General features: G+C 71.8%; 30 protein-coding genes. 17 read left to right on the top strand and 13 right to left on the bottom strand.

What is annotated here, in order from left to right; genetic code table 11:
• The first annotated feature begins 31 nt into the window (after positions 1 to 31).
• Positions 32 to 1354 carry a serine hydrolase domain-containing protein gene (locus tag EXE57_RS10835; protein WP_135077406.1) on the top strand — a complete coding sequence of 441 codons (1323 nt, stop codon included), beginning with the start codon at positions 32 to 34 and terminating at the stop codon, positions 1352 to 1354.
• A gap of 21 nt (positions 1355 to 1375) precedes the next feature.
• Here EXE57_RS10835 and EXE57_RS10840 read toward each other — a convergent pair whose 3' ends face one another.
• The 6 genes from EXE57_RS10840 to arr form a co-directional block, all read right to left on the bottom strand.
• Positions 1376 to 2239: an SGNH/GDSL hydrolase family protein gene (locus tag EXE57_RS10840; RefSeq protein WP_135077408.1), complete on the bottom strand. Its 864-nt coding sequence runs from the start codon at positions 2237 to 2239 to the stop codon at positions 1376 to 1378.
• Between the two features lie 75 nt (positions 2240 to 2314).
• Entirely contained in the window at positions 2315 to 2695 is a 381-nt protein-coding gene (locus tag EXE57_RS10845; protein WP_135077410.1) for a DUF1304 domain-containing protein, read from the bottom strand.
• A 52-nt stretch (positions 2696 to 2747) separates the two neighbouring features.
• Positions 2748 to 4004, bottom strand: coding sequence for a DUF3892 domain-containing protein (locus EXE57_RS10850; protein WP_135077412.1), 1257 nt, complete (start codon positions 4002 to 4004; stop codon positions 2748 to 2750).
• Positions 3989 to 4600, bottom strand: a complete 612-nt coding sequence (locus EXE57_RS10855) for a hypothetical protein (RefSeq protein ID WP_135077413.1) — start codon at positions 4598 to 4600, stop codon at positions 3989 to 3991. Before EXE57_RS10855 ends, EXE57_RS10850 begins: the two co-directional genes overlap by 16 nt.
• Positions 4601 to 4930: 330 nt before the next feature.
• Positions 4931 to 5740, bottom strand: coding sequence for a helix-turn-helix transcriptional regulator (locus EXE57_RS10860; protein WP_135077415.1), 810 nt, complete (start codon positions 5738 to 5740; stop codon positions 4931 to 4933).
• A gap of 70 nt (positions 5741 to 5810) precedes the next feature.
• Complete coding sequence (gene arr / locus EXE57_RS10865; protein WP_135077417.1) at positions 5811 to 6239, bottom strand: NAD(+)--rifampin ADP-ribosyltransferase; 429 nt, start codon at positions 6237 to 6239, stop codon at positions 5811 to 5813.
• A 148-nt stretch (positions 6240 to 6387) separates the two neighbouring features.
• On the opposite strand from arr, the gene EXE57_RS10870 reads away from it, so the two are divergent.
• The 5 genes from EXE57_RS10870 (at position 6388) to EXE57_RS10890 (ending at position 9741) form a co-directional block, all read left to right on the top strand.
• A complete protein-coding gene (locus EXE57_RS10870; protein WP_135077419.1) occupies positions 6388 to 7503 on the top strand; it encodes a hypothetical protein in 1116 nt (371 codons plus the stop codon).
• Complete coding sequence (locus tag EXE57_RS10875) at positions 7500 to 8621, top strand: O-antigen ligase family protein (protein WP_135077421.1); 1122 nt, start codon at positions 7500 to 7502, stop codon at positions 8619 to 8621. Before EXE57_RS10870 ends, EXE57_RS10875 begins: the two co-directional genes overlap by 4 nt.
• 65 nt (positions 8622 to 8686) lie before the next feature.
• Positions 8687 to 8845 (top strand): hypothetical protein, encoded by a 159-nt coding sequence (locus EXE57_RS10880; protein WP_208542820.1) that lies wholly within the window; start codon positions 8687 to 8689, stop codon positions 8843 to 8845.
• Positions 8842 to 9324 carry a hypothetical protein gene (locus tag EXE57_RS10885; protein WP_135077425.1) on the top strand — a complete coding sequence of 161 codons (483 nt, stop codon included), beginning with the start codon at positions 8842 to 8844 and terminating at the stop codon, positions 9322 to 9324. The genes EXE57_RS10880 and EXE57_RS10885 overlap by 4 nt, the downstream gene beginning before the upstream one ends.
• 66 nt (positions 9325 to 9390) lie before the next feature.
• Entirely contained in the window at positions 9391 to 9741 is a 351-nt protein-coding gene (locus EXE57_RS10890) for a hypothetical protein (protein WP_135077427.1), read from the top strand.
• Between the two features lie 22 nt (positions 9742 to 9763).
• Here the strand turns inward: EXE57_RS10890 and EXE57_RS10895 are convergent, their stop codons facing one another.
• Together EXE57_RS10895 and EXE57_RS10900 are read right to left on the bottom strand one after the other, a co-directional pair.
• Positions 9764 to 11116 carry an ATP-binding protein gene (locus EXE57_RS10895; RefSeq protein WP_135077429.1) on the bottom strand — a complete coding sequence of 451 codons (1353 nt, stop codon included), beginning with the start codon at positions 11114 to 11116 and terminating at the stop codon, positions 9764 to 9766.
• The gene (locus tag EXE57_RS10900) at positions 11113 to 11793 is read right to left on the bottom strand and encodes a response regulator transcription factor (RefSeq protein WP_208542821.1); all 681 of its coding nucleotides are present in this window, start codon (positions 11791 to 11793) and stop codon (positions 11113 to 11115) included. Before EXE57_RS10900 ends, EXE57_RS10895 begins: the two co-directional genes overlap by 4 nt.
• A gap of 79 nt (positions 11794 to 11872) precedes the next feature.
• Here EXE57_RS10900 and EXE57_RS10905 point away from each other — a divergent pair, with 79 nt between their 5' ends.
• The 3 genes from EXE57_RS10905 (at position 11873) to EXE57_RS10915 (ending at position 13490) form a co-directional block, all read left to right on the top strand.
• The gene (locus EXE57_RS10905) at positions 11873 to 12214 is read left to right on the top strand and encodes a PepSY domain-containing protein (RefSeq protein WP_208542822.1); all 342 of its coding nucleotides are present in this window, start codon (positions 11873 to 11875) and stop codon (positions 12212 to 12214) included.
• Positions 12215 to 12223: 9 nt separating this feature from the next.
• Positions 12224 to 13039 carry a hypothetical protein gene (locus EXE57_RS10910; RefSeq protein ID WP_135077433.1) on the top strand — a complete coding sequence of 272 codons (816 nt, stop codon included), beginning with the start codon at positions 12224 to 12226 and terminating at the stop codon, positions 13037 to 13039.
• A 91-nt stretch (positions 13040 to 13130) separates the two neighbouring features.
• A complete protein-coding gene (locus EXE57_RS10915) occupies positions 13131 to 13490 on the top strand; it encodes an MmcQ/YjbR family DNA-binding protein (RefSeq protein ID WP_135077437.1) in 360 nt (119 codons plus the stop codon).
• Between the two features lie 24 nt (positions 13491 to 13514).
• On the opposite strand, the gene EXE57_RS10920 is transcribed toward EXE57_RS10915, so the two are convergent.
• Positions 13515 to 15071, bottom strand: a complete 1557-nt coding sequence (locus EXE57_RS10920; RefSeq protein WP_135077439.1) for an MFS transporter — start codon at positions 15069 to 15071, stop codon at positions 13515 to 13517.
• Between the two features lie 94 nt (positions 15072 to 15165).
• On the opposite strand from EXE57_RS10920, the gene EXE57_RS10925 reads away from it, so the two are divergent.
• Positions 15166 to 15792 (top strand): TetR/AcrR family transcriptional regulator, encoded by a 627-nt coding sequence (locus EXE57_RS10925; protein WP_208542823.1) that lies wholly within the window; start codon positions 15166 to 15168, stop codon positions 15790 to 15792.
• A 50-nt stretch (positions 15793 to 15842) separates the two neighbouring features.
• On the opposite strand, the gene EXE57_RS10930 is transcribed toward EXE57_RS10925, so the two are convergent.
• Both EXE57_RS10930 and EXE57_RS10935 read right to left on the bottom strand, forming a co-directional pair.
• Complete coding sequence (locus EXE57_RS10930) at positions 15843 to 17084, bottom strand: RNA polymerase sigma factor (protein ID WP_135077443.1); 1242 nt, start codon at positions 17082 to 17084, stop codon at positions 15843 to 15845.
• Positions 17081 to 17437, bottom strand: a complete 357-nt coding sequence (locus EXE57_RS10935; protein WP_135077445.1) for a YciI family protein — start codon at positions 17435 to 17437, stop codon at positions 17081 to 17083. The genes EXE57_RS10930 and EXE57_RS10935 overlap by 4 nt, the downstream gene beginning before the upstream one ends.
• A gap of 185 nt (positions 17438 to 17622) precedes the next feature.
• Between EXE57_RS10935 and EXE57_RS10940 the strand changes: the two genes are divergently transcribed.
• Positions 17623 to 18087: an SRPBCC domain-containing protein gene (locus tag EXE57_RS10940; protein ID WP_135077447.1), complete on the top strand. Its 465-nt coding sequence runs from the start codon at positions 17623 to 17625 to the stop codon at positions 18085 to 18087.
• Between the two features lie 18 nt (positions 18088 to 18105).
• Here EXE57_RS10940 and EXE57_RS10945 read toward each other — a convergent pair whose 3' ends face one another.
• Together EXE57_RS10945 and EXE57_RS10950 are read right to left on the bottom strand one after the other, a co-directional pair.
• Positions 18106 to 18426, bottom strand: a complete 321-nt coding sequence (locus EXE57_RS10945; RefSeq protein ID WP_208542824.1) for a VOC family protein — start codon at positions 18424 to 18426, stop codon at positions 18106 to 18108.
• Positions 18427 to 18655: 229 nt separating this feature from the next.
• Positions 18656 to 18937, bottom strand: coding sequence for a glutaredoxin domain-containing protein (locus tag EXE57_RS10950; protein ID WP_167305877.1), 282 nt, complete (start codon positions 18935 to 18937; stop codon positions 18656 to 18658).
• Positions 18938 to 18991: 54 nt separating this feature from the next.
• Here EXE57_RS10950 and EXE57_RS10955 point away from each other — a divergent pair, with 54 nt between their 5' ends.
• From EXE57_RS10955 to EXE57_RS10980, 6 genes are all read left to right on the top strand, one after another.
• Positions 18992 to 19600, top strand: a complete 609-nt coding sequence (locus EXE57_RS10955; RefSeq protein WP_135077451.1) for a TetR/AcrR family transcriptional regulator — start codon at positions 18992 to 18994, stop codon at positions 19598 to 19600.
• Between the two features lie 314 nt (positions 19601 to 19914).
• Entirely contained in the window at positions 19915 to 20511 is a 597-nt protein-coding gene (locus tag EXE57_RS10960) for a hypothetical protein (RefSeq protein WP_135077453.1), read from the top strand.
• Positions 20508 to 21878: a glutamate decarboxylase gene (gad, locus tag EXE57_RS10965; protein ID WP_135077455.1), complete on the top strand. Its 1371-nt coding sequence runs from the start codon at positions 20508 to 20510 to the stop codon at positions 21876 to 21878. The genes EXE57_RS10960 and gad overlap by 4 nt, the downstream gene beginning before the upstream one ends.
• A 51-nt stretch (positions 21879 to 21929) precedes the next feature.
• A complete protein-coding gene (locus EXE57_RS10970; RefSeq protein ID WP_135077457.1) occupies positions 21930 to 23240 on the top strand; it encodes a chloride channel protein in 1311 nt (436 codons plus the stop codon).
• 92 nt (positions 23241 to 23332) lie between these two features.
• Positions 23333 to 23791: an SRPBCC domain-containing protein gene (locus EXE57_RS10975; RefSeq protein ID WP_135077459.1), complete on the top strand. Its 459-nt coding sequence runs from the start codon at positions 23333 to 23335 to the stop codon at positions 23789 to 23791.
• Positions 23788 to 24132 carry an ArsR/SmtB family transcription factor gene (locus EXE57_RS10980; RefSeq protein WP_135077461.1) on the top strand — a complete coding sequence of 115 codons (345 nt, stop codon included), beginning with the start codon at positions 23788 to 23790 and terminating at the stop codon, positions 24130 to 24132. The genes EXE57_RS10975 and EXE57_RS10980 overlap by 4 nt, the downstream gene beginning before the upstream one ends.
• Positions 24133 to 24154: the final 22 nt, after the last annotated feature.

The raw sequence follows: 24154 nt of genomic DNA on the forward strand, positions 1-24154 counted from the left end.
GTCGCGGCGGCATGGTCGTAGCCTTCGCTCCGTGCGCATCGTGCGGCGGCTCCTGCTGGGCCTCTTCCTGTTCCTCCTCGTCGCCCTGGTGGCCGGCTACTGGTGGCAGCGCCCGCTGCTCCTGACCGGCACCGGGTACGCCGCCCACAACGCGTGCGCGCTGGAGACCATCGCGGGCCGCGACGACCCCGAGGACGACCTCCCGCCCAACCCGCTGGTGCCGGTGCTGCGGACGGCGACCACGGACGACGGCGCGGTGCAGGGCTCGATCCTGGGCCTGCTCGCCCGGCAGCGCGCGTTCGCCACGGACGGCTTCGGCTGCACCCTGGCCGACGAGGCCCCCGAGCTGCCCGACCCCCTGGCGGTGACGACGACCAACCCGTACGCGGACGTGCCGGAGCCCACACCCGCCCCCGACACCGAGGCCGCGGTGGCGCGCGCCTTCGGCGACGACCTCGACGCCGGGGCGCGCGAGGAGCTGGGGACCCGCGCGGTGCTGGTCATGCAGGACGGCGAGCTGGTGGCCGAGCGCTACGCCGAGGGGTTCGACGCCACGACGCCGCAGCTGGGCTGGTCGATGAGCAAGAGCGTGACCAGCCTGGTCGTCGGCCGCCTGGTCGCGGAGGGCGAGGTGAGCCTCGACGACGACGACCTGCGACCGGAGTGGCGCGGCGACGAGCGCTCCACGATCACGGTGCGCGACCTGCTGTCGATGACCAGCGGGCTGGCGTGGGACGAGACCTACGACCTCGGGACGCCGATCACGCGGATGCTCTACCTCGAGCCCGACATGGGTGACTACGTCGCGAGCCAGGAGCTGGCCCACCAGCCCGGGACCCACCTGCAGTACTCCTCCGGGAGCACCACCCTCCTCTGCGACATCCTCGGCGAACGGACCGGTCTGGGCGCCAACCTGCCCCGCGAGACCGTCTTCGCCCCGCTCGGCATGTCCAGCGCGGTGCTCGAGCCGGACGCGTCGGGCACCCCGGTCTGCTCCTCCTACCTGTGGGCGACCCCGCGTGACTGGGCGGCGATCGGTCAGCTCGCGCTGCAGGACGGCGAGTGGGAGGGTGAGGAGCTGCTGCCGGAGGGCTGGATGGCGGAGACGACCACCGCGGTCGACGCGGGTGGCGAGCGGGAGGGGTACGCCGCCGGCTGGTGGGCCAACGAGCTCCCGGACGGCACGCTGGTCGAGCCGACCCTGCCTGCCGACGCCTACTTCGCGGAGGGCCACGACGGCCAGTGGATCGTGGTCGTGCCGTCCGAGGACCTGGTCGTCGTACGGCTGGGGTTCACGCCGGTGGCCGAGGACGACCGGGTGGTGCAGCTCGCCGCAGACCTCATCGGCGGCTGAGCTCCGCGGCCGGCCGGCGGATCAGCGGCCGATCACCCGCAGTGCCCGCCGGGCCATCCGCCGCTCGCCGAGCGCGTTGGGGTGGACGATCACCGGGTTGGTGCTGGTGACGACCGGCTCGACCCACCGCACGCCGAGGTCCTGGCAGGCGTCGTGCCCGTCGGACACCCCGCTCAGGTCGACGTACGTCGAGCCGGTCCGTGCGGCTGCGCGCTCGACGGCGAGGTTGAGGACCCGCTGGAGGTTGCGGAGGTACGGCACGTCGCCCTCGGCGATCGGCAGCCTGGTGAAGCAGCCGCCCTCGGTCGGCACGATCCAGGGATAGCCGAGGATCGCGACCTGCGCCCGCGGCGCGTTCCGGTGCACGGCACGGAGTGCCCGCACGAGCGCCGGGGCGGTCTTGTTCCGGATCGTCCGGACGAACGACTGCCCGTACTGCTCCCGGCAGGGGCTTCCGGTCCCGGCAGTGGAGAGGCCGGCGGTGCCGCACTTGGCGATGGCGCCGATGAAGACGCCGTTGTCGTTGCCGCCGATGGTCATGGTGACCAGCTCGGTCCGGCGCCCGAGTGCGTCGAGCTGCGGGGCGACGCCGGGGTACTGCTCCTGCCGGTAGTCAGCGGTCTCGGCCGCACCACAGGTGACGTCGGTCAGCCGGGCGCCGAGCTGCTCGGCGATCACGTGGGGGTAGTTGCGCGTGGAGCGCAGGCACTGCGGCGGTGCGGTCGGGTCCAGGGGCAGCACACCGGAGGCGGCGCTGTAGGAGTCGCCCATCGCCACGTAGCGCAGCGGGCGCTCCTGCGGGGCCACCTCGCCGCCGGCGACCGGGCTTGCGGCGGTGACGAGCAGGGCGGCGAGGACGACGGCGAGCGGGGCGCGGCGCGGCATGGGGGCTCCGGGGGTCGAGGTGGCGTACGCCCCTCTCAACGTCGCGACGGGCGCGGAGTCACGCCGGCGCCGACCTCACAGGACCGCACCGACCACCGCGCCCAGGCTCACCAGGGGAAGGAGACCCTGGACGAGCGCGGCACGCGCCTTCGACCGGTCGGAGGTCACGAGCACCAGGGCGGCCGCGAGCATCGAGCCGGTCCCTGCGACCAGCAGCGCGAGCCCGACGGCCTCGTCGATCCCGAGCGACACGATCCCCGCGGCCGTGACGACGGCGAGGAAGAGGTTGTAGAAGCCCTGGTTGTAGGCCAGTGACCGCGTGGTCCTCGCCTCCGCCTCGGTGACCCCGAAGGTCCGCCGCGTCGCGGGCGCCTCCCAGGCGAGGGACTCGAGGTAGAAGATGTAGACGTGCACGAGCGCGGCCAAGGCCGCGAAGGTGGCGGCGACGATCTGCATGGTCGAGGCTAGCGCGGCATCCAGGGTCGACGTCGGGCTGAACCTGGTTCGCTCAGGCCACCGCCCACGACACCCGGAGCGCGATCACTGGATTGAGCCGCGGGGTCGACGCGCCTGCGCCCTCATACAGGAAGGCCACGCTTCCCCCGACGTAGTCAGCCGTCCACGTCCCCCGAACCTGCAGCCCGTTGAACATCGACGTGGCGGCACCGGCCCCGAGCTGCGCATCCGCGCTACCGGACATGCCACGGGCTGCTCCCGTGACATCGGTGAGCGAGTACCGCAGCCCTCCGAGTGGCTGCCGCGCACGAACGGCCCCCGCGGCCTGCGGCGCGGTCTGCGACGCGTTGACCGTGGACGTGATGACAGCTCCCGCTGGGACCCCCGCCACCTGACGGGTGTCGGCGGTGAAGCTCGTCGGGTGCCCCGGCCGCCCCTCTCCGACCCCGACGAACGGAACGGTGATCACACCCGTGGTGGGCCCCGCGCCCCCACCTCCACTTCCTACAGTGACCGTGTTGTGCCCCACCCTTCTCGGTCCGAGCAGGATGCGCAGCGGATCGCTCAGCCGGGGCGCTGGACAGTACGGGTTGAACGACTCGTGCCGGACCTCGATCTCGAAAGTCTCAGCCTGCACCCAGACCCCGAGCGCCGGCGCCGGGAGCGCCACCTGCGCCCACCACAGGCTCAGGTCCCGCTTCACGAAGCCAGGCTCCAACGGTGTGTGGTCGACCCAGGGCGGATCGGGTCGGCGGGCCGGCAGCGGGACCTCGAGGTTGGGCTGCCCGTCCATGAGGCGCCTCACCGTGAATCGCAGGTCCCCCGGCCACGGAGCAACGAGACGAAAGCTCACAGCCGTCGTCGGCAGCGCGTAGTAGGCGCCCGAAGGCCCCGGGGTGTTCTTGAAGCGCCCGAACTGGTCCATTCGTGGCATCCGCGGACCTGGGAGCCAGGCTGCGTTCTGGGGCGGCTTCTGCTCTCCCCCACCAGGCGGCTGCGGAAGGTTGGCGAGGTTGTTCTGGGCGTTCGGGACACCGTCTGGGACGGTGGTGAGGTACGTGGTCCCGCCGCTCGTCCTGGTCACGACGCTCACGCGATCGCCGACCGGCTCCTCGACGAAGAAGTCCCACTGCTGCGTGGGCTCCTCGATCAGGGCGACCACGTCCTTCACCGGCAGGAGCCAGCGTCCGTCTCCCCACCCGCTCGGTCCGCCGACGAGCTCGAGACGCCCGCCGGACTGTACGACTGAATCGATCCGCACACACATGTTGTCCTCCGCCTCACCGATGCCGGTCAGCCGCGACGCCACCGGTAGTCGACCGACGTTCCGCCGAAAGCCGCCCAGTACTGGTCGCTGCGGAAGTGACCCACGTCGTGCCAGATGCCGAGGAACCCGGGCTTGCGGAACAGCACCGTGTCCTCCCCGTCGTCTCCCGATGCAGCGCCGAGCGTCATCCAGCGCGTGCTCGCGCTGCGTCCCGGCTGGAACACAGATCGCACGGAGCCACTGCACACGTTCTCCGCGCGGATCTCCTTGGCCCAGTCCGTGTCGTTCGACAGCCCGACGAGCGAGTCGGACTTGGGGAGGAAGGACCCAGCGGGGTCCGTGGGGCGACGGGGGAGGACGACCATGCGAGCCGCGTTCCAGCCATGTTGGTCGAGGTAGATCGCCACCACCCACGCATCGGGTGGCAGCCCCGGTGGACGTGGGCCGCTCGGCAGACGCCAACCGCCGCCCTGCCACCAGGGCACCGGATCAATCGTGATGACGTCGCCCGGGATCCTCGTGGCGCACACCCGCACACCGTCGGCTGCCCGGTCGCTGCCGGTGGTGGCCGCCACGGCGACGCGCACAGCCCGCGTCGCTTCGTCGATCTCGGTCGACGAGGTGGTCAGCCCATCCATCGTGACCTCAAGCTGCCGGCGACCCCCAGACCCGTGCATCGACTCCGGCTGCGATCTCCGCTCGTCGGCCGCGACCTGCCTCTCCGTGACCCCGGTCGCCTCGACACGCGCTCCTGCGTACTCCTGGACCCTGCGCCTGATCTCTGCGGCGTCCTCGGCGTCCAGCCCGTCAACGCGAACCGAGATCGCCGTCGTCTGCGGTCCGGGGAGCAACACATGGTCCACGACGCGCTCTTGCCTCACAGCAGCCTCCCGGGCTCGGGGCACACCCTCTCCGTGCCTCCCTGCTCGGAGGATCCGCCCAACCCAGCGCCCGGACCATACGGAGATCTACGTAGCGGCTGCTACGCCATCGGGTGCCCCGCGGGGCGCCAGGACCCCGATGGCCTCGGCACGACGCACGGCCGACACCCGCTCCTGCACGCCCAGCTTGCGATACGCGTTCTCCAGGTGCTTCTCCGCAGTCCGGGGAGAGATTCCCAGACGCCGCGCGATGCGGGCGGTCGTGAACCCCTCCCCACACAGGGACATCACCGCGACCTCGCGAGCGGTCAGCCGGATCGCCTCAGCCGTGTCGTACGCGCGAGGCAGCGCCTCCACCCGAGCGTGGCCGGCTCGCCAGGCAGCCATGACGTCAGCGTGGAGCTGCAACCCCGCGAGGGTCCGTTGCAGCGTGGTGGCCAGCTCCAGCTCCAGGTCCGTGTACGCGTCGCCGGCCCGGCACACGCCGCACACGCGCCGAGTCCCATCGACGGGCGGGAGGGGGATCCACAGGTGCTTCTCGATGCCATGCTCGGCCAGCTCCACCAGGTAGTCGCTGGCGTCGGGACCGGTCACCGGTGGCACGTCATCGATGCTGAGCACGGTTCGCTCACGGTGCTCGGCATAGTGGCGGGCAAGCGGATGCAGGCCCGGCGCCCTCCCAGCCACGTCGGCGAGGTCGTAGCCGGTCGGAGGCGGGAAGCCCGTCACGTCGGCACCACCAGCGGCGTGCCAGGTGAAAGTCCCCGCCAACGGCGCGTGCAACTGCGCCCTCAGGAGGGCGGCAGCGACCGACCAGTCGACGTCCGCGGCTGTCGTTGACAGTGCTTCCGTGGCCAGCTCGAGCCACGGAGCAAGGATCTGCTCCACCTTGCTCACCCACTCGGTCCCAAGAGCCAGAGCTACGAGGAGCCTATCCACGACAGGGCGCGCCCGACAGGGCCACCACTCACTCGTTGATCGCCTCGATGCCGCGGCGCTCGAGCTCGGCGAGGTGGTCCCGCATCGCCTGGAGGACCTCCGGCGGATGCCCCTCCCAGTGCTCGACCACGTCGACCACCCGGAGCGGGTGGGCGGTGCGGTAGGACCGCGTGGGGTTGCCGGGGAACCGGTGGTCGGTCAGGTTCGGGTCGTCCTCGAAGGGGCCGGTGGGCTCCACCCGGTAGACGGTGCCGGGGCCCTCCCCCACCGCCAGCTCCGCTCCCCAGACGGCGGCGTCCATGGTGGCGGTCAGGTAGAGGTAGTTCGCCCTGCGCCGTGCGCCGTAGTTGGAGGCGCGGCCGGGCTCCAGCACGTCCCCGGGAGCCAGGGTGGCCTTGGTGCCGTGGAAGAACGGTCCGGGGTCCGGACCCTCGGTCGGCGTCGGTTCGTCGTCCATGCACTCCTCCTGCGATCGACTCCGGACCACCCTGCCCGGTCGTCCCCGGACCGTCGAGCGCCCCCACTCGCGCGACCGGTGCGCCCGGTGCCGGACGGGAGTAAGGTAAAGGGTTGGGCATTCCCGAGCGCTGGCTCGAGGAGAGGCGATGAACGGGGAGACGAGGTCGAGCAGGTCCGTACGCGCGGGGGCCGTGGTCGCCGCCGTCACGCTGCTCGCCTTCGCGGTCCCGGCCGTCGCGCCCCTGTACGCGCAGGTCTACCCACCCCCGGACGCCGACACCATCGACGAGGCGCTCGACGAGGCCAACCTCGACGCCCGCTTCGCCTCCGACGACGTCACCCAGTTCGAGACCGTCCCGTTCACGGCCACCCTCATCTACGGCACGGCGACGAACCCCCAGCTGCCCACGGTCCAGGTGTCCTGGAGCAACGAGGCCACGCTCACGGCGCAGGACGAGGACGCCTTCGTCATCCTGCCGACGTCTCCGTCCCGAAAGTTCCTCAGCCAAGGCACCCGACGGCCGGGTGGTGGGCTCGCGGTGGACTGGACCTGGGACGTCACCCCGCTGCTGCCGGGCGAGCAGACGCTCGTCGTCGGCATCCACCCGTCCGTGGTGGTCGAGGGGAAGCAGGTTCCCGAGCTGGCGGACGTGAACCAGCCCGTCGAGGTGACCGTGGACGTGAACCCGGTGCAGCGCGACTTCGACGACGTGGTCGTGGCGGCCAACGACATGGACACCGAGCTCCCCGACGAGATGACCGTGGGCGAGGAGCACGACGTCAGCGCGACGATGTCCCTGGCCGGGCACGCCGGGACGGTCGCGGCCGACATCAGCCTCACCCAGGGCGAGACCTCGGCCGACGTCACCATCACCGGCTCGTCGGCCGCACCGCAGGCCATGACTCCGGTGGGGGCGGTCGCGGCCGACGACGTCGTCGAGCGGCGGTGGACCGTCATCCCCGACGAGCCCGGCCAGGTGGACCTGGTGTTCACGGCGGCGGTGGCCGGACGGGCAGGGGACCGGGCGCTGCAGCAGGACGTGCCGATCGTGGCGACCGTCCGGGCCGTCGAGCCAGGGGACTCCTTCTGGGAGGCCCTGCAACGACCTGTTCTCTACCTGGCGCCGTTCGCGGCGCTCGCCGCGACGCTCGTCGGGCTGTGGGCGGCGTGGTCGAAGAGGAAGCAGGCGCACGCCACGGCCGGGCCGGCGGCAGGAGACGAGGGCACGGGCCCACCGCCGCCGGCAGACCCGGCACCGTGACGGCGTACGTGCTGCTCGCCGCCGTCGCATGGGCGGTGGCCACCCGCGGCGGGACGGGTCCCCGAGACCTGGCGCTGGTGCTGGTGCTGCTCGCCCTCGCGGTGGTGACCGCGCGGGCCCGCCCGCCGCGCCACGTGTCCCTCGGTGTCACGATGGTCGCCCTCCTCCTGTGGTTGCTGGTCGCTGGACCACTTCGCACCGGCCTGACGCTCGAGGGCGTCCGCGTGCCGTTGCTCGTCGTGGGGGTGGTGCTCACGGTCCTCGCGACCCGCCGCCTGGACCACGCCGAGAGGGAGGTCTTCCTCGGCGGCATGGTCGTCCTGGGGTGCCTGCACGCAGTGGTGGCCCTCGGCGAGCTCGCCGTCGCCGTGTCGCAGCGGCTGCCGTACCCGGCGCGCGTCGACTCCCTGCTCGGATCCTCCAACGGCCTGGCCATGCTGCTGGTGGCGACGTCCGTGCTCACGGTCCGGGAGATCGCCCACCGTGGCGGCCGGCTGCCGGCGCTGGCGCTGCTCGTGCAGGGGGCGGCCGTGATCGCCACCGGGAGTCGCACCGCGATCGCCCTCGCGGCGGTGCTGCTCGTCGGGTACGCCGCCAGCCGCCCCGGCTGGCGGCCGCGAGCGGTCGCCACGTGTGGGGTCCTCGCCGGCGGCGCGATGGTCGCGTGGCGGTTCGCGACTGAGCCGCCCGAGCCGCGCCCCCACCTGTGGCGGGAGGCCCTCGCCCGGATCGCCGACCACCCGCTCATGGGCGCCGGGCCGGAGCCGGCGGAATTCAGCCTCTCGGCTGCTGACGCGCGGGCGACGACCCACGCCCACGACGAGCTGCTGCAGTGGGGGGTCGAGTACGGCCTCGTCGGCGTCGGGCTCGCGCTGCTGGTGCTGGTGCTCGCTGTTCGGACCACGCGTCCGTATGGTCAGGGCGACCGATGGGCGCTCCTGGCCGCCACGATCCTGCTGTCCGCCGGGCTGGTCGACTTCACGCTCCGGATCACGGCGCTCGCCGTCGTCGCCGCCGCCCTCGCGACCCTCGGCCTGACCGACCCGCCTCCCCCACGGGCGGCTGCACCTCCGGCGTCCCGCGCCACGTCACGCGACACCCGCGTGCGACCTGCGTGACGGACCCGCGGGTGGTGCCCGTCACAGCGTGCATGGACGGTGGCAGGACGGGGTACGCGAGCAGGATGAGCGAGCACCCCCGTGACGAGTCCTCCGACCCGAGCCTGGACGACGGCACCTCGACGGACTGGAGCGGTGAGGGCGGCGCCGTGCCCGAGGGGCCGGCGACCGACCCCGACGACGGGTCCGACGAGGTCGACGCGCACGACGGGCCGTCGTCGTGAACGAGCTGGAGACCTACCTCCGCAACCACTGGACCGCCGCGGCCGGGGGCGTGGACCTGGCCCACCGCGTCGCGGGATCACACCGGGGTACCGACCTCGGGCCGCCCCTCGCCACCATCGCCACCGACATCCGTGAGGACCGCACGTCCCTGGCCGAGGTGATGGACCAGCTCGGCTGCGACCGCGGCCACGTCGGCCCACTCGCCGCCCGCGTCCTGGAGCGCATGGGACGCCTCAAGCCCAACGGCCGCCTGCTGCGCCGTTCTCCGGTGTCGGACGTCCTGGAGGTCGAAGCCCTCCGCAGCGCCGTCGCCGGAAAGGCATCGGTGTGGGATGCCCTGCTGGCGATGCAGCAGCGGGACGGGCTGGCGATCGGGGTCGACCTCGAGCAGCTGCGGGCCAGGGCCACGGACCAGCTCGCACGTCTGACCGGGCTCCACGCCGACCTGGCGCACCGCGCTCTCGGCCGCGGGGCATGACCGCGCCGCCGGCCCGGTGGCGCGCCACGCACGGTGACCCGGCTCCGGTGTGCCTAGGCTCGGCGCATGGCTGACCACGAGGTCCAGGTCCGGGTGACGTCCGAGACCCTCCGCCGGTCGGCGGAGGCTCGCGGGGTCGTGTCGGAGCAGCCGGGCATCGCTCCCGAGGTCGCGGCGATCGAGCAGCTGCACGAGGCGTTGGACGCGGCCGTCGAAGGGACCGGGGTCGGCGGCACCGACGACTTCGACGAGTTCGACGACTACTGGGTGGTCTGGCTGTTCGGACCCGACGTCGACGCCCTCGTGGCCGCCGCTCGAGGCGTCGTCGTCGAGCACCGGTTGATGGACGGCGCGTACGCCTTCGTCACCGATCCGAACGCGGGTGACTTCCGAGTCGGGCGCCGCATCGACTTCTGAAGGTGGGCCCCGCCGGCGCTCCCTAGGTGGTGGTCGGCGAGGCCAGCTCCATGCGGACGCAGGTCCGACCGTCGCGGCGCAGCACCTCGACCGAGCCACCGTGTGCCCGGGCGATCTCCCGCACGATGCTCAGGCCCAGGCCGCTGGTTCCCGCGGGGGACCCGTCCTCCGGCGGGAAGCCATCACCCTCGTCGGTGACCGTGACGACCGCACCGTGACCGGTGGTCCGGACCTCCACCTCGATGGCGCCGGCGCCGTGGCGGAGCGCGTTGTCGACGAGGTTCGACAACGCCCGGTCGAGGCGGGGACCGTCGCCCTCGAGCTCGACGGGTCCTGGTGCGAGGACGGTGATCTCCCGGGGCCCGGCGGCCGGCCGGAAGCGATCGGCGACAGTCCGAGCGGTCGCCGCCAGGTCGACGGTGTCGCTCCGGATCGAGAGGGAGCTCCCGTCGCCGGCGGCACGACCGAGCAGGTCCTCGACGAGGGCCATCAGTCGGCGTACCTCGTCGTGGACCGAGCGGAGCGCTGCCGTCAGCTCCTCGGGGTCGCGTGGCCGCGCCAGCGCCAGGTCGATCTCGGTGCGCATCAGCGTCAGCGGCGTTCGCAGCTCGTGGCTGGCCTCGGCCACGAACCCCCGCTCCCGTTGCAACCCGGCGTCGAGCCGGTCGAGCATGGCGTTGAGGGTGAGGGCCAGGCGACGGAGCTCGTCGTCGGCGTCGGGGAGCGGGAGTCGTTCCCCCGCGTTGCGGTGCGAGATCGTGGCGGCGTGGGTCCGCATGCGCTCGATCGGCCGCAACCCTGCACCTGCGACGAGATAGCCGAGGACCCCCGCCACGAGGAGGGCGAGCGGGATGCCCACCAGGAGCTGGGCTCGCAGGTCGGCCATCGCCTCGTCGGCGTCCTCCCTCGAGACGGCCGTGACGAGCCGGCCGTCGTCGGTCGGCCGGACCAGCAGCAGCGACGTCTCCCGCTCCGCGTCCCGCCGACCCTCCGCGGATGCGTCGTCGTCGAGGATCAGGACCGTGCTCCGGCCGTAGCCGGTCCCGGTGCCTCGGAGCGCCTCCTCGGTGGACCCGGAGCCGAGCAGGGGCGCGGCCACCAGCGGGGAGGAGGCCAGCACCTCGCCCCCCGGCGCCACCACCTGGGCATGGACCTCGCCCCCGAGCGCCTGCACGGCCTCCAGCCGCGCCTGCGGCGACAGAGCGGTCAGCCTGTCGGCCTCGAGCGCGAGGGTGTCGCGCAGCCGCTCCTCGAGGGCGTCGGACATCCGTACGTGCACGAACACCCCCAGGCCCGTCAGCGCCACGAGGGTGGTGCCGAGGAAGGCCAGGGCGACCCGTACGCGCAGCGGCCACCGTGCCGCCGACCACCTCATCCAGGAGTCCCGTCCGTGAGCCGGTAGCCCGCGCCACGCACGGTCTGCAGCGTCGTCACACCGAAGGGGCGGTCGACCTTGGCCCGCAGGTAGCGCACGTAGACGTCGACCACGTTGGAGGCGACCTCGTGGTCGCTGCCCCAGGCGAGGTGGAGCAGCTGCTCGCGGGTCAGCACCTGGTCCGGATGGCGCATGAAGGCCTCCAGGAGCGAGAACTCCCGCAGCGACAGCGACACCTCGACGTCGCCGCGACGGACCCGCCGTCCTGCCGGATCGAGGCGCAGGTCCCCCACCTCGAGATCGGTCGGGCGCGGCACCGGCCCTCGTCGCGCCAGCGCACGCATCCGGGCCAGCAGCTCCTGGAAGGCGAACGGCTTGGCCAGGTAGTCGTCCGCACCACTGTCCAGCCCGGTGATCCGGTCCGCCACGGCGGCACGGGCGGTCAGCATCAGCACCGGCGTCCAGTTCCGCTCCGCGCGGAGCCGTCGGCACACCTCGAATCCCTCGAGGTCGGGCAGCCGCACGTCGAGCAGCACCACGTCGTAGGTCCCGCTCCGCGCGGAGCCCAATGCCTCCGTCCCCGTCCCGACGACGTCGACCACGTCGCCGCGCTCGGTGAGGCCCCGAGCCACCAGGGCAGCGAGCTTCGCCTCGTCCTCGACCAGCAGCACTCGCACGCCACCCATGCTAGGGAGGTGGATGAGCACCGGATGAGAGCCTCATCGACGCCTCATCTCTGCGACCTACCGTCGGAGCATGGACATGAACCTGACACCCAAGAGGATCGCCGTGGTGCTCGGCGCCACCGCCGTCCTGACCTTGGGCGCCGTCGGCGGCGCCTACGCCCTGACCGGCGGTGACGACGACCGGCGGGAGCAGCCCATCCCTGCGGCCGACCTGGAGCAGGCGGAGCAGGCAGCGCTCGAGGAGACGGGCGGCGGCACCGTCACCGAGACCGAGGTCGACGACGAGGAGAGCAAGTACGAGGTCGAGGTCAGCCTCGAGGACGGCACGCAGGTGGACGTCCAGCTCGACACCGACTTCCAGGTCGTCGGCACCGAGGACGACGGCACCGACGACGAGTCCGACGGCGAGTGAGCACGCGCCATGCGCACCGTGCCGGCCGTGCTCGGCGCCGCGCTGCTCGCCGCGCTCGCCGGCTGCGGCGGTGACGGATCGACCCCCGGGGCACTGCAGGATCCCCCGGGCCGAGCACCGTCGCCCGCGCTCCCGCAGGCCGGCGAGCCCGTCGAGCTGGACCCCTCCGCGTTCACCGCGGACGTGACCAACCCCTGGTTCCCGCTCGAGCCGGGGACACGCTGGACCTACCTGGAGACGACGGAGGACGGCGAGAGGGTGCGGGTCGTCGTCACCGCCACCGCCGAGACCCGAGTGGTCGCCAACGGCGTGACCGCACGCGTCGTGCGTGACACCGTCACCCTCGACGGCGAGATCATCGAGGACACCTTCGACTGGTACGCCCAGGACGACGCCGGGACCGTCTGGTACCTCGGCGAGGACACCGCCGAGCTCGAGGACGGAGAGGTGACCACGCGCGCAGGATCCTTCGAGGCGGGCGTCGACGGTGCGGAGGCGGGCGTGATCATGCCGGCCTCCCCCGAGGTGGGGATGACCTACCGCCAGGAGTTCTACGCAGGTGAGGCAGAGGACCGCGGCGAGGTGCTGGCGCTGCACCAGCGGGCGACCGTGCCCGCCGGCAGCTACGACGGGCTCCTCCAGACCGCCGACACGACCCCCCTCGAAGCCGCGGTGCTCGAGCACAAGTTCTACGCCGAGGGCGTCGGGCTGGTCCTCACCGTCGACCTCGAGTCCACGGCCCGCGAAGAGCTGGTGTCGGTGGCCCGGGTCGACGCTGCCGAGGCACACCGCTCCGGCACCACACCGCTGGGCCGTCCGTCCTGACCGCCTCGCCCGCCGGGTCCCGGGTACCGATGAGTCCCGGGTCCCACCGAGGTCGACCCATCCGGGACGACGAGCGCGAGGAGCGGACGCGATGGCGGTGGTCGACGACGTACGGCCGCTCGGCAGCGAGCTCGAGCGGTCCTACGAGGTGTTCGTGCGCGGCCGGCTGAAGTTCCGGGTCAAGCAGATCGTCTACGTCGCGTTCTCCCTCGACGAGACCGTGAAGGGCTTCGCCTTCCCGCGGGACGAGCGAGCGGCGCTGGTGGCGAGCGAGCCGCAGAAGTTCCAGCTCCCGTCGACCTCCGACCTGCGCTTCCACTGGGTCCACGCCGACCTCGCGGCCCTGGACCCGACCGAGGCCCGCGAGCTCGTCGTCGACGCGTGGCGGATGGTCGTCCCCCAGAAGCTCTCGCGGGCGTACGACCTCGCGCACCCCAGCGGCCCGGGCTGAGGTGAGGATCGAGAAGGCACGGACCTAGGCGGGCGGCGCCGTCGTCACCGGACGCCCGGGGTCGTCGGCGAGATCCCCGCGCTCCGAGGGAGGCACGAATCGATTGCCCGGCAGCGCCACCAGGGAGAAGACTGCTCCGGCCACGCACAGCACCCCGATCATCACGCACGCCGCACCCAACCCGGACATGAAGGCCTCCTCCATCGCTGCGGCCACCCCGGGCACCTGGGCGCCGATGGCGTCGGCGACGCCGACCGAGTCCTCAGCGGCTCGCAGCTGGTCCGAGGGGAGCCGACCCTCCAGGAGCTCGACGAGCCGGGACGCGTACAGCGAGGAGAAGAGCGACCCGACCACGGCCACGCCGAGGGTGCCACCCAGCTCGCGGGTGGCGTCGTTGACCGCCGAGCCGACGCCGGCTCGCGCGGGCGGCAGCACCTGCATGATCGACTCCGTCGCCGGCGTCGAGATCAGGCCGAGGCCGGCCCCCATCAGGATCATCTGCCCGACGATCGTGGTCGCGTAGTCGGCGTCGGCCTCCATCGTCGAGATCCAGAGGAACGAGGCGCCGAGGAGGGCCATGCCGGTGGCGACCACGACCTTGACCCCGATCCGCGGTGCCAGCAGCCCGCCGACGATCGAGGAGATCGCGATGCTCAGGGCCACCGGCAGGATCCGGGTGCCGGTGCCGAGGGCGGAGTAGTCGCGCACGAACTGGAAGAACTGGGTGATCAGGAAGATGAAGCCGAAGAGGGCGAAGTAGCTGATCGTGACCGCAGCAGCCGCTGCCGAGAACCGCCGGTCGCGGAACAGCGTGATGTCGAGCATCGGGTGCTCGGCGCGGTGCTCCAGGCGCAGGAAGACGGACAGCAGCACCAGCGTGGCGCCGAATCCGAGCAGGGTCTGGGTGCTCGTCCATCCCGCCTCAGGGGCCTCGATGATGGTCCAGGTCAGCAGCCCGAGCAGGCCGACGGAGACCCCCAACCCGGGCAGGTCCAGGGGCGGGACCCCCGGGTCCCGGGACTCCGGGACGAAGGCGATCGCCATCACGATGGCCACGACCGCCACCGGGACCATCGCCCAGAACACGCTCTGCCAGGCGAAGTGCTCGAGCAACCACCCGCCGGCGACCGGACCGGCCGCGACCCCGACCCCGGTGGCTGCGCCCCAGATCCCCAGCGCCGCGGCGCGCTGACGACGGTCGGTGTAGGCGTTCGCGATGATCGACAGCGTCGTCGGGAAGATGACGGCGGCGCAGACACCGGCGGCGAAGCGGGTGGCGATCAGCGCGCCCGAGGAGTCGACGAGGGCGGCGGCGAGGCTGGCCAGACCGAAGCCGAGCAGGCCCAGGACCAACGCCGGCCGGCGCCCGAACCGGTCCGAGAGGCTTCCCGCAGCCAGCACCAGCGCCGCGAACGACAGGTTGTAGCCGTCCACGATCCACAGCAGCTCACGCGTCCCCGCATCCAGCTCACGCGACAGGGTGGGGAGGGCGATGTTGACGATCGTGGTGTTGAGGTTGATGGCGAGCACCGCGACGCAGACCGTCGCGAGGATCGCGGACCTGGACCTGATGACAGGCATGGGTGCCTCACTCGGAGCCGAAGGAATGTGGATGGTGTCAACATCACCATGCTCCGCAATGTGGGCGCTGTCAACACTCGGCTACTCTTCGGTGGTGACCAGCGCGACGTACCACCACGGCAACCTGCGTGCCGCCCTGATCGAGACCGGACTCGCGATGGCCCGCGAGTCCGGACCGGACGGGGTGGCCCTGCGCGAGGTCGCCCGCCGGGTCGGCGTGTCGCACAACGCGGCCTACCGCCACTTCGCGGACCGGGAGGCGCTGCTCACGGAGATCTCGGCCCACGCCATGGAGCAGCTCACCGAGGCCATGCGGACCCGGATCGAGGCCGTCTCGACACGACTGGATCCGGTCTCAGGCGCCCGTCGACGCCTGAGCGAGGTCGGTCGGGCCTACGTCGAGTTCGCCCTGGCCGAGCCCGGCCTGTTCAGGGTGGCGTTCGCGAGCAAGGCCGACGGGGCTGCGGAGAGCCCGCTGGGTCCGCCGACGGGAGAAGGCCCGTACGGCCTGCTCAACGACGTGCTCGACGAGCTGGTGGCCACCGGCTACCTCGATCCGGCGCGCCGAGCCGGCTCCGAGGTCGCGTGCTGGTCCGCGGTGCACGGCTTCGCCGAGCTGTGCCTGGACGGCCCGCTCCGCCTGCTCCCGTCCTCACAGCGGGAGGAGGTCCTGACCCGACTGCTCGACACCGTCGACCGGGGACTGGGTGATCCCGCCTAGCAAGGGCGTCCACGCCCCCAGCGTGCCACGGACCCTGGGGCGGGCCACGGTCACGCCGAGCCCGGGCGGAGGGTCCGGCGCAGGTGCGCGGTGACGTGCGGCGACGTGGTGAGCGCGACGGCGCGGTCGGCCGAGGCCGGTGCGGTCGGCAGTCCCAGCTCCTGCTCGCACAGCGCCCGCAGCACCCAGTACGGCTGGTAGCCGGCCACGGCAGCCTCACCCAGCTCGGCGACGAGCGCGTCCAGCTGGGCGAGGGCCGTGCTCGCTCCGCTGACCTGCCGATGCGCCGCAGCCCTGGCCACGGCCGTCCCCGTGGTGGGGGCGAGCCGGATCAGCCCGTCGTAGAGCTGGACGATGCCGTTCCAGTGGGTCTGGCCGGTGGCGCTGCGTCGGTTGTGGAGGGACTGGATCGCCGCCAGCAGCTGGTAGGGCCCGAGGCGGCCTCCCCCGAGCGCGACGGCGAGGTGACGTTCGGCCTCGCCGACGAGCTCGCGCGACCACGAGGTCACGTCCTGGTCGGCCAGCGGCACGTACGCCCCGCTCGCGTCACGGCGCGCGTCGTGGCGGGCGTGCGAGTGCAGCATCAGGGAGAGCAGCCCGTGGGTCTCCGGCTCCCCGGGGAGCAGCTCGGTGAGCAGCCGGGCGAGTCGGATCGCTTCGGGCACCAGCTCCTGTCGGGCGTCGTCGAGGCCGTCGACGTCGTCCCAGCCGGTCCCGTAGGCGGCGTACACGGCCTCGAGCACGGCGTCGAGACGCTCCGGGAGCTCCTCGGGTCCGGGGACCCGGAACGGGATGCCGGCGTCCTTGATCTTGGCCTTGGCCCGCACCAACCGCTGCCCCATCGTGGTCGGAGCCACCAGGAACGCCCGGGAGATCCTCGCGGCATCCAGCCCGAGCACGGCCTGCAGGATCAGCGGGCTACGCATCTCGGGGGCGATCGCGGGGTGGGCACAGGCGAACATCAGGCGCAGCCGGTCGTCCGGGATCTCCCCGGCGGGCTGCTGCTCCCAGCGCTCCTCGATCGCCCGAGCCAGTTCCGGAAGGGCCGAGCGCGCCACGTCGCGGCGCCGGGACGCATCGATGATCCTCCGCCGCGCAGCCGTGAGCAGCCACGACTCCGGTCGCTCCGGGATGCCGCGATCGGGCCAAGTGCTCAGGGCGGCGACCAGGGCGTCGCCGAGGGCGTCCTCGGCGGCAGCAAGGTCGCCCGAGACCGTCGCCAGGTAGGCGACCAGGCGGCCGTACGACGTCCGGGCGACCTCGTCGACGGCCGCAGCCGTGGGGCTGGTCACGTCCGCGGGGGCAGCAGCGGGCGCACCTCGACCGAGGCATAGCTCGCCGAGGGACACCGCTCGGCCCAGGCCAGGGCGGTGTCGAGATCGGGGACGTCGATGACGAAGTAGCCCCCGAGCTGCTCCTTGGTGTCCGCGAAGGGACCGTCCTGGACCCGGCGCCTCCCGTCGCGCACACGCACGGTCGTCGCCGTCCACGGGGGTTGCAGGCCACCCGCACCGACGAGCAGGCCGCTCTCGGTGAGAGCGTCGATGTAGCCCTGCCAGGACTCCCAGTATTCGCCGCTGCGCTCGGGGTGGTCCCGGGTGGCAAAGGCGTCGTCGTCCTCGAGCGCCTGGATGAGGTAGTGCATGGTGGCCTCCTGGGTCTCGGGGCAGGTGCTGCCTCCACAGGGCAGACGTCCGGGCGACTGCGGTTTCGACATCGCCCGGACCGCAGCGAGCAGTCACCGATGTCGAAACCCTCGCACCTCCGACGTCTGCAGGTTGAGCAGGTCCTTCCGGCCCGCGATCCGCACCCTGACACCAGGAGCACACGATGACCACCACCGAGACCACGGCCCAGACCATCCGGATCGCCATCCGCGCGACACCCGAGCGGGTCTGGCAGGCCCTCACCGACGGGGACGTCACCCCTTCGTACTACCTCGGGTTCGAGGCCCACTACGACGACCTGACCCCCGGGGCGCCGTACTCCTACACCGCCGGCGGCGGCGACATGATCACCGGCGAGGTCCTCGAGGCCGACGCCGGGCGTCAGCTGAGGTCCACCTTCAACGGCCACTGGGACCCCGCCGTCGCCGAGCTCCCCGAATCGGTCGTCACCTTCGGCATCCAGGACCCGTTCATGCCCATGCCCGGCGTCACCGTCCTCACCTGCCGGCACGAGGGCCTGCCCGACACCGAGATCGCGCACCACCTCGAGATCGGCTGGGTCTCCATCCTCTCGGGCCTCAAGACGCTGCTCGAGACCGGGCAGCCGATGTCCGGGCCTCGCGCCTGATCGAGCGGGGCCCTCCCGTCACCAGGACCGGCCCGGCCGGTAGGTCCCGGCGCTCCACTCGTGGCCCTCGGGATCCAGCACCCGAGCCCGTCGCGTGCTCCACGCGGTGTCCTCGGGTGGGAACACGGACCGGGCGCCGGCCTCCACGGCACGGCCGAACCAGGTATCCACGGCGCTTGCATCATCCATCCACAGGTAGAGCCCGCCGCCCGTGCTCAGCCCGAGGAGGGGCGGCACCTGGTAGTCCCCGTCGGCGGTCGCGACCATCAGCACGGCGTCGCCGTAGCGGACCTCGGCGTGGAGGACCGAGCCGTCCGGTCCGGCCTGTTGGGCTGTCACCTCGAAGCCCACCGCCTGCACCAGGCGAGACCGGCTTCGCAGTCCCGGTAGCTCAGGTAGGCGTGCAGGGCGGGGCCGGACTCCATGGCCCTGATGATCGTCCTCCCGGGGCACGACCGGCAACGGCCCCGTCGTCAGCGCGACGGCCCTGACCCACCCGACCCGCTGAGCCATCCGTCCTTGCGCGACGCGCAGCGTGGAGTGGACAGGGCGGCCACTGACCCGGCAGTCAAGGCCCCTCGGTCCACGGTGCACCCGGCTCGATGCCGCGTTCAGCGTTGGAGCCGGCGTCCCGGACCTCGCGCCAGCCGGGGTTGGTGAGCCACCGGTCCTCGACGAGGACGGTCGGGGAGACCTCGTTGCCGTCGTTCACCTCGCGGACCCGGGCGGCGCCGACCTCGTCGTCGCGGAACCGCACGGAGCGGTGGGACACCCCGTGGAGGGTCAGGGCAGTCCTCAGCCTGATGCCGAACGGACATCCCGGCTTGAAGTACACGATCGGCTGCGACATCGGACCAACTTCCGTCATAGCGTCACTATGACGACCATAGTGCTACCATGACGCGTGGCTGTCAAGGGAACCAGTGGACACCGCCAGCGGCAGGCCGAGGCCACCAAGCTGGAGGTCGCACGCGTCGCCCGGGCGCTCTTCGCAGAGCACGGCTACGTCGCCACCACGATCAGCAGGATCTCCGCCGAGGCCGACATCCCGGTCCAGACGATCTACTCGGCCTTCGGGTCGAAGGCGAAGATCCTCGACAAGATCACCGAGCTCTGGATGGCCGAGGCCGAGACGACCGCACGCGCCGCCGCGTACCTCGAGGAAGCGGACCCCGCCCGGCAGCTGAGGTTGCTCGCCGAGCTCAACCGGCGCCAGATGCAGGCCGGCTCCGACGTCGTCGCGATCTACCAGGAGGCTGCGGCGTCGGACCCGCAGATGGCCGACACCCTGCGCAACGTCCTGGCCGCTCGGGAGCGCGAGGTCCGCAGGCTCATCGAAGCCGTAGCACCACGTCTCCGACCGGAGCTCACGGTCGACTCCGCCCTCGACGTCACGCTGGCGCTCACCCTGCCGGAGGTCTTCCACCTGCTGGTCGCCGAGCGGGGATGGAGCCACCGCCGCTACGAGACGTGGCTCGCCGCATCCCTGGTCGGCCAGCTGCTCCGGGACTGAGGGCGGCCGCACCGTGACCGGGCGGACCACCACCCCGGTTCCCCGATGACGGGGCTCCGCGGCGAACTCACCCGCTCCGGATGAGCCTCTCGCCGCCCCCATCAGACAGCCTGAGCAGCAGCACCGAGAGGAGGGCCATGAACTCCCTGGCCTCAGCAGTCGTCTGCGCGTGTCCACGAGTCCGGATCTCGCGTCGGGCTGGAGACTGACGCGGCCGCGCACGCGACCAAGGCGTGACTCGAGTCCTCATGCGACAGACACCTCGCGACGACATCACGGCCACGAGGCCCGTTGCCTCCCGTAGCAGGAACCTCGTGGCCGCCCTGGCGTTCGTCGTCGGGGGCTCGTTGTTCGCGCTGGGCGCGGCTCTCGCCCAGCTCGGCATCGGGACCCTGGTGTCGGTCAACGTCACCTACCTGATCGGTGGCGTCTTCTTCAGCCTCGGCGGCTACGTGTCGATCCTGCTCGCTCCGCCACACCACCGGCAGTGGCGCAGCGCGGTCATCCTGTTCGTCGGGACCTTGCTGTTCGCGGTCAGCCTCGTGGCGGCCTTCGCCGAGGGCCTCACCCCCCGACAGTCCAACGGGTGGATCTGGCTGCCTGACATCTGCGGCTGCGTCTGCTTCCTCGTCTCGGGACACCTCGCCATGCTCGAGGTGGGTGGGGGCCGGGTCAGGATCCGACCCCACGTCCTGGGCTGGTGGGTCGTGGCGGTCAACCAGCTCGGATCGGTCCTCTTCTTCCTCGCTGGGCTCGCCGCCTTCACACGTCCAGCCACCTCCCGCGCAGTCGACGTCGGCCTCGTCAACTGGGGCACCTTCGCCGGCGCGGTCTGCTTCGCGGTCGGGGGGCTCGTCCAGGCATTCGACACACCCACGTCTACCAAGAACGGCGGTTCACACAGCCCATGACGACATCCCATGAAGCAGAAGCCCTGTTCGGCAACCGGTTCCTCACCGAGCGAGCCCCGTCGACCACGTTCCCCGAGAACGGGATGCGGCCGACCGATGCCATGCGCCTGCTCGCGGAGGACCTCAACCTCGAAGGCGACCCGCAACGCAACCTGGCGACGTTCGTCACCACCTGGATGGAGCCCGAGGCCCAACGGATCATCGCCGAGAACCTGCACCGCAACTTCATCGACCACGCGGAGTACCCGATCTCAGCCGAGATCGAGCAACGCTGCGTGCGCATGCTGGCCGACCTCTTCCACGCCCCCGGCGAGACCACCGGCTGCCGGACCCAGGGATCCTCGGAGGCCATCATGCTCGGCGCCCTGTCCCTGAAGTGGAAGTGGAAGGAGCGGAGGGAGGCCGAGAACCGGTCGACCGACAGGCCGAACCTCGTGTTCGGAGGGGACGTCCACGTGGTGTGGGAGAAGTTCTGCCGCTACTTCGACGTCGAACCACGCATCGTCCCGCTCGAGAAGGACAAGTACACGATCGGACCCGCGGACGTGGAGCCTCACCTCGACGAGAACACGATCGGGGTGGCGGCCGTCCTCGGCACCACGTTCACCGGCCACATGGACGACATCCCGGGGATCAACCAGCTGCTCCTCGACATCAAGAGCCGTCGCGGCCTGGACATCCCGCTCCACGTGGACGGCGCCAGCGGCGCGTTCGTCTGGCCCTTCCTCCACCCCGACTCGCAGTGGGACTTCGCGTTGGAGCAGGTCCGGTCGATCAACGTGTCCGGGCACAAGTACGGGCTCGTCTACCCCGGGATCGGGTGGCTGGTCTTCCGGGAGAAGTCCGACCTCGCCGAGGACCTGGTCTTCTACGAGAACTACCTCGGAAAGACCGACGCGACCTTCACGCTCAACTTCTCGACGGGCGCAGCCATGGTCCTCGCGCAGTACTACAACTTCGTGCGCCTCGGACGCGACGGCTACACCTACGTGATGAAGCAGATGCAGCAGAACGCGAACACCCTGGCCACGAACCTGCGGGAGAGCGGCCGGTTCGAGGTGATCGGCGACGACCTCGAGCAGCTCCCGCTGGTGGCCTTCCGGCTGGCCGGCGACCACGCGTCGTACGACGAGTCCGACATCGCGTGGCAGCTGTCGGCCGAGCGCGGCTGGATGGTGCCGGCGTACACGCTTCCGCCGAACGCGCAGGAGGTGAAGATCATGCGTGCGCTGGTGAAGGAGACCATGAGCCGGGAGCAGGTCGAGCGGCTCACCCAGGACATCGCGGACGCCTGCACGACCCTCGACGAGAAGGGCGGGACGACGCAGACCGAGCGTCAACAGGTGAAACGGGGCACCGGGTACTGACCGCCGGGACCCGAACACCCTGGACCGAGTGATGCCCGAGGAGTCGACCTGATGACCGACGCGGACAGCCCGCCGGCGATCGACGTCGCGGCGACGGTGCGTTCGAAGCCCTACCTCGGCGCACTGCTGCTCGCCGCGGTCCTGGGCGTCCCCATCTCGGCGGCCGCCTACGGCTTCCTGGCACTCGTGACCGCGGTCCAGGAGCTGGTGTTCCACGACCTGCCGGGCGATCTGTTCGAGGCAGGACCGCCGGCCTGGTGGCCGGTGCCCTGGTTGCTCTTGTGCGGGTTGCTGACCGGCCTGACCATCCGACACCTGCCCGGCAACGGAGGCCACTCGCCCGCCCTCGGCTTCCACGCGGGCGGAGGTCCGCCGGTTCCCAAGGAGCTCCCGGGCGTCATCCTGGCCGCCCTGACGACCCTCAGCCTGGGCGCCGTGCTCGGGCCCGAGGCGCCTCTGATCGCCATCGGTGGCGGCCTGGCGGCACTGACCGTGCACCTGGCGAGGAAAGATGCGCCGCCGATGGCCCTCACGATCATGGCGTCGGCCGGCAGCTTCGCGGCGATCAGCACCCTGCTGGGATCCCCGGTGCTGGCAGCGTTCCTGATCATGGAGGCGGCCGGCATCGGGGGCGCGACCCTGAGCCTGGTGGCGTTGCCGGGGCTGCTCGCGTCCGGCGTCGGCGCCCTGGTCTTCGTCGGCCTCGACAGCTGGACCGGCCTCGGGAGCTTCTCGCTGGCCCTCACCTCGGTGCCACCGGCGGTGAGCCCCACCCTGGCCACCATGGCCTGGGCCCTTCCCGTCGGCGTGGCTGCGGCACTGCTCGGCTGGCTGATCCGCTGGGTCGGTCTGACGCTCCGTCCGGTGGTGCACCGCAACCGCGTGGTGGTGACCTCGGTGCTGGGGCTGCTCATCGGATCGGCCGCCATGGCGTACCAGCTGACCACCGGCAACCCCTTCACCCAGGTCCTGTTCTCCGGCCAGGACGACCTGCCCGCCCTGGTGGCGGATGCCGCCGGCTACTCGACCGGCGTCCTCCTCCTGCTCGCGCTCTGCAAGACCCTGGCCTACGGACTCTCGCTGGCTGCCTTCCGCGGCGGACCGGTGTTCCCTGCGATGTTCATCGGTGCCGTGCTGGGGATCGCTGCCGCCGGGCTACCCGGCATGAGCCTGGCCCCCGCGATCGGCATGGGGATCGGGGCCATGTGCTCGGCGATGCTTCGGCTGCCCCTGACCTCGACGCTGCTGGCCACCCTGCTGCTCGGCGCCGACGGCGTCTCGGTGACTCCCCAGGTCGTGGTGGCCGTCGCCGTGGCCTTCCTCGTCACCACCATGCTGCCGACCACCCGCGCGGCGACCTGACCCCAGGGGCCTGCCAACTCACGCAATCGAAGGTTGCGCATCCCTGCTGCGTCGGCTACCTTCATGAGCAACCAAACGTTGCGGGAGGGGTCATGGAGCTGGGATCCATCGAGCGTGAGCTCTACGTCGAGGCGACGCCCGAGATCGTGTTCGAGGTGGTGAGCGACCCGGCCCACGTGAAGCAGTGGTGGTCCGACGACGCACGCTACGAGACGGTGGTCGGGTCGGCGGGCGAGATCCTGTTCGCCGACGCCGACGGGGGGAAGGTCGAGGCGTTCACCGTCGTCGACGTGCAGCCGCCGACCCGTTTCTCGTTCCGCTGGACGCATCCGGCCGGGGACGAGGCGGCCGAGGGCAACTCCCTGCTCGTCACCTTCGAGCTCGTCCCCCAGGGCGCCGGCACGCTGGTGCGTTTCCGGGAGACCGGCTTCCGCGAGCGGGGCTGGACCGCAGCCTCTCTCGAGGCGAGCTACCAGGACCACGTCCAGGGCTGGGACTACTTCCTTCCGCGCCTCGTCACGTACGCCGCGACGCTGGACGCCCGGCCATGACCGACCGGATCGACGACGAGCTGTGGTCGGCGATCGGCGACCCCACCCGGCGCCGGATGCTCGACCTGCTGCTGGCGGCCGGGTCGGGAACGTCGACCTCGCTCAGCGAGCGGCTTCCGGTCAGCCGGCAGGCGGTCGCGAAGCACCTTGCCGTGCTCGACAGGGCCGGGCTGGTGCACGGGCGGGCGGCCGGCCGTGAGCGGCACTACCGGATCGACGAGGAGCAGTTCGCCCGCGCGCTCGCGCAGCTCACCACCGTGAGCACCGCCTGGGACGGCCGGCTCCGACGCCTCAAGCGCCTGGCCGAGGCGCTGCAGGCGAACGCGCAGGAAGAGCCGTGAGTCGGGTCGACGCCCTGCGCTG

It is taken from the genome of Nocardioides euryhalodurans, from assembly GCF_004564375.1.
GTDB classification, from domain to species: domain Bacteria; phylum Actinomycetota; class Actinomycetes; order Propionibacteriales; family Nocardioidaceae; genus Nocardioides; species Nocardioides euryhalodurans.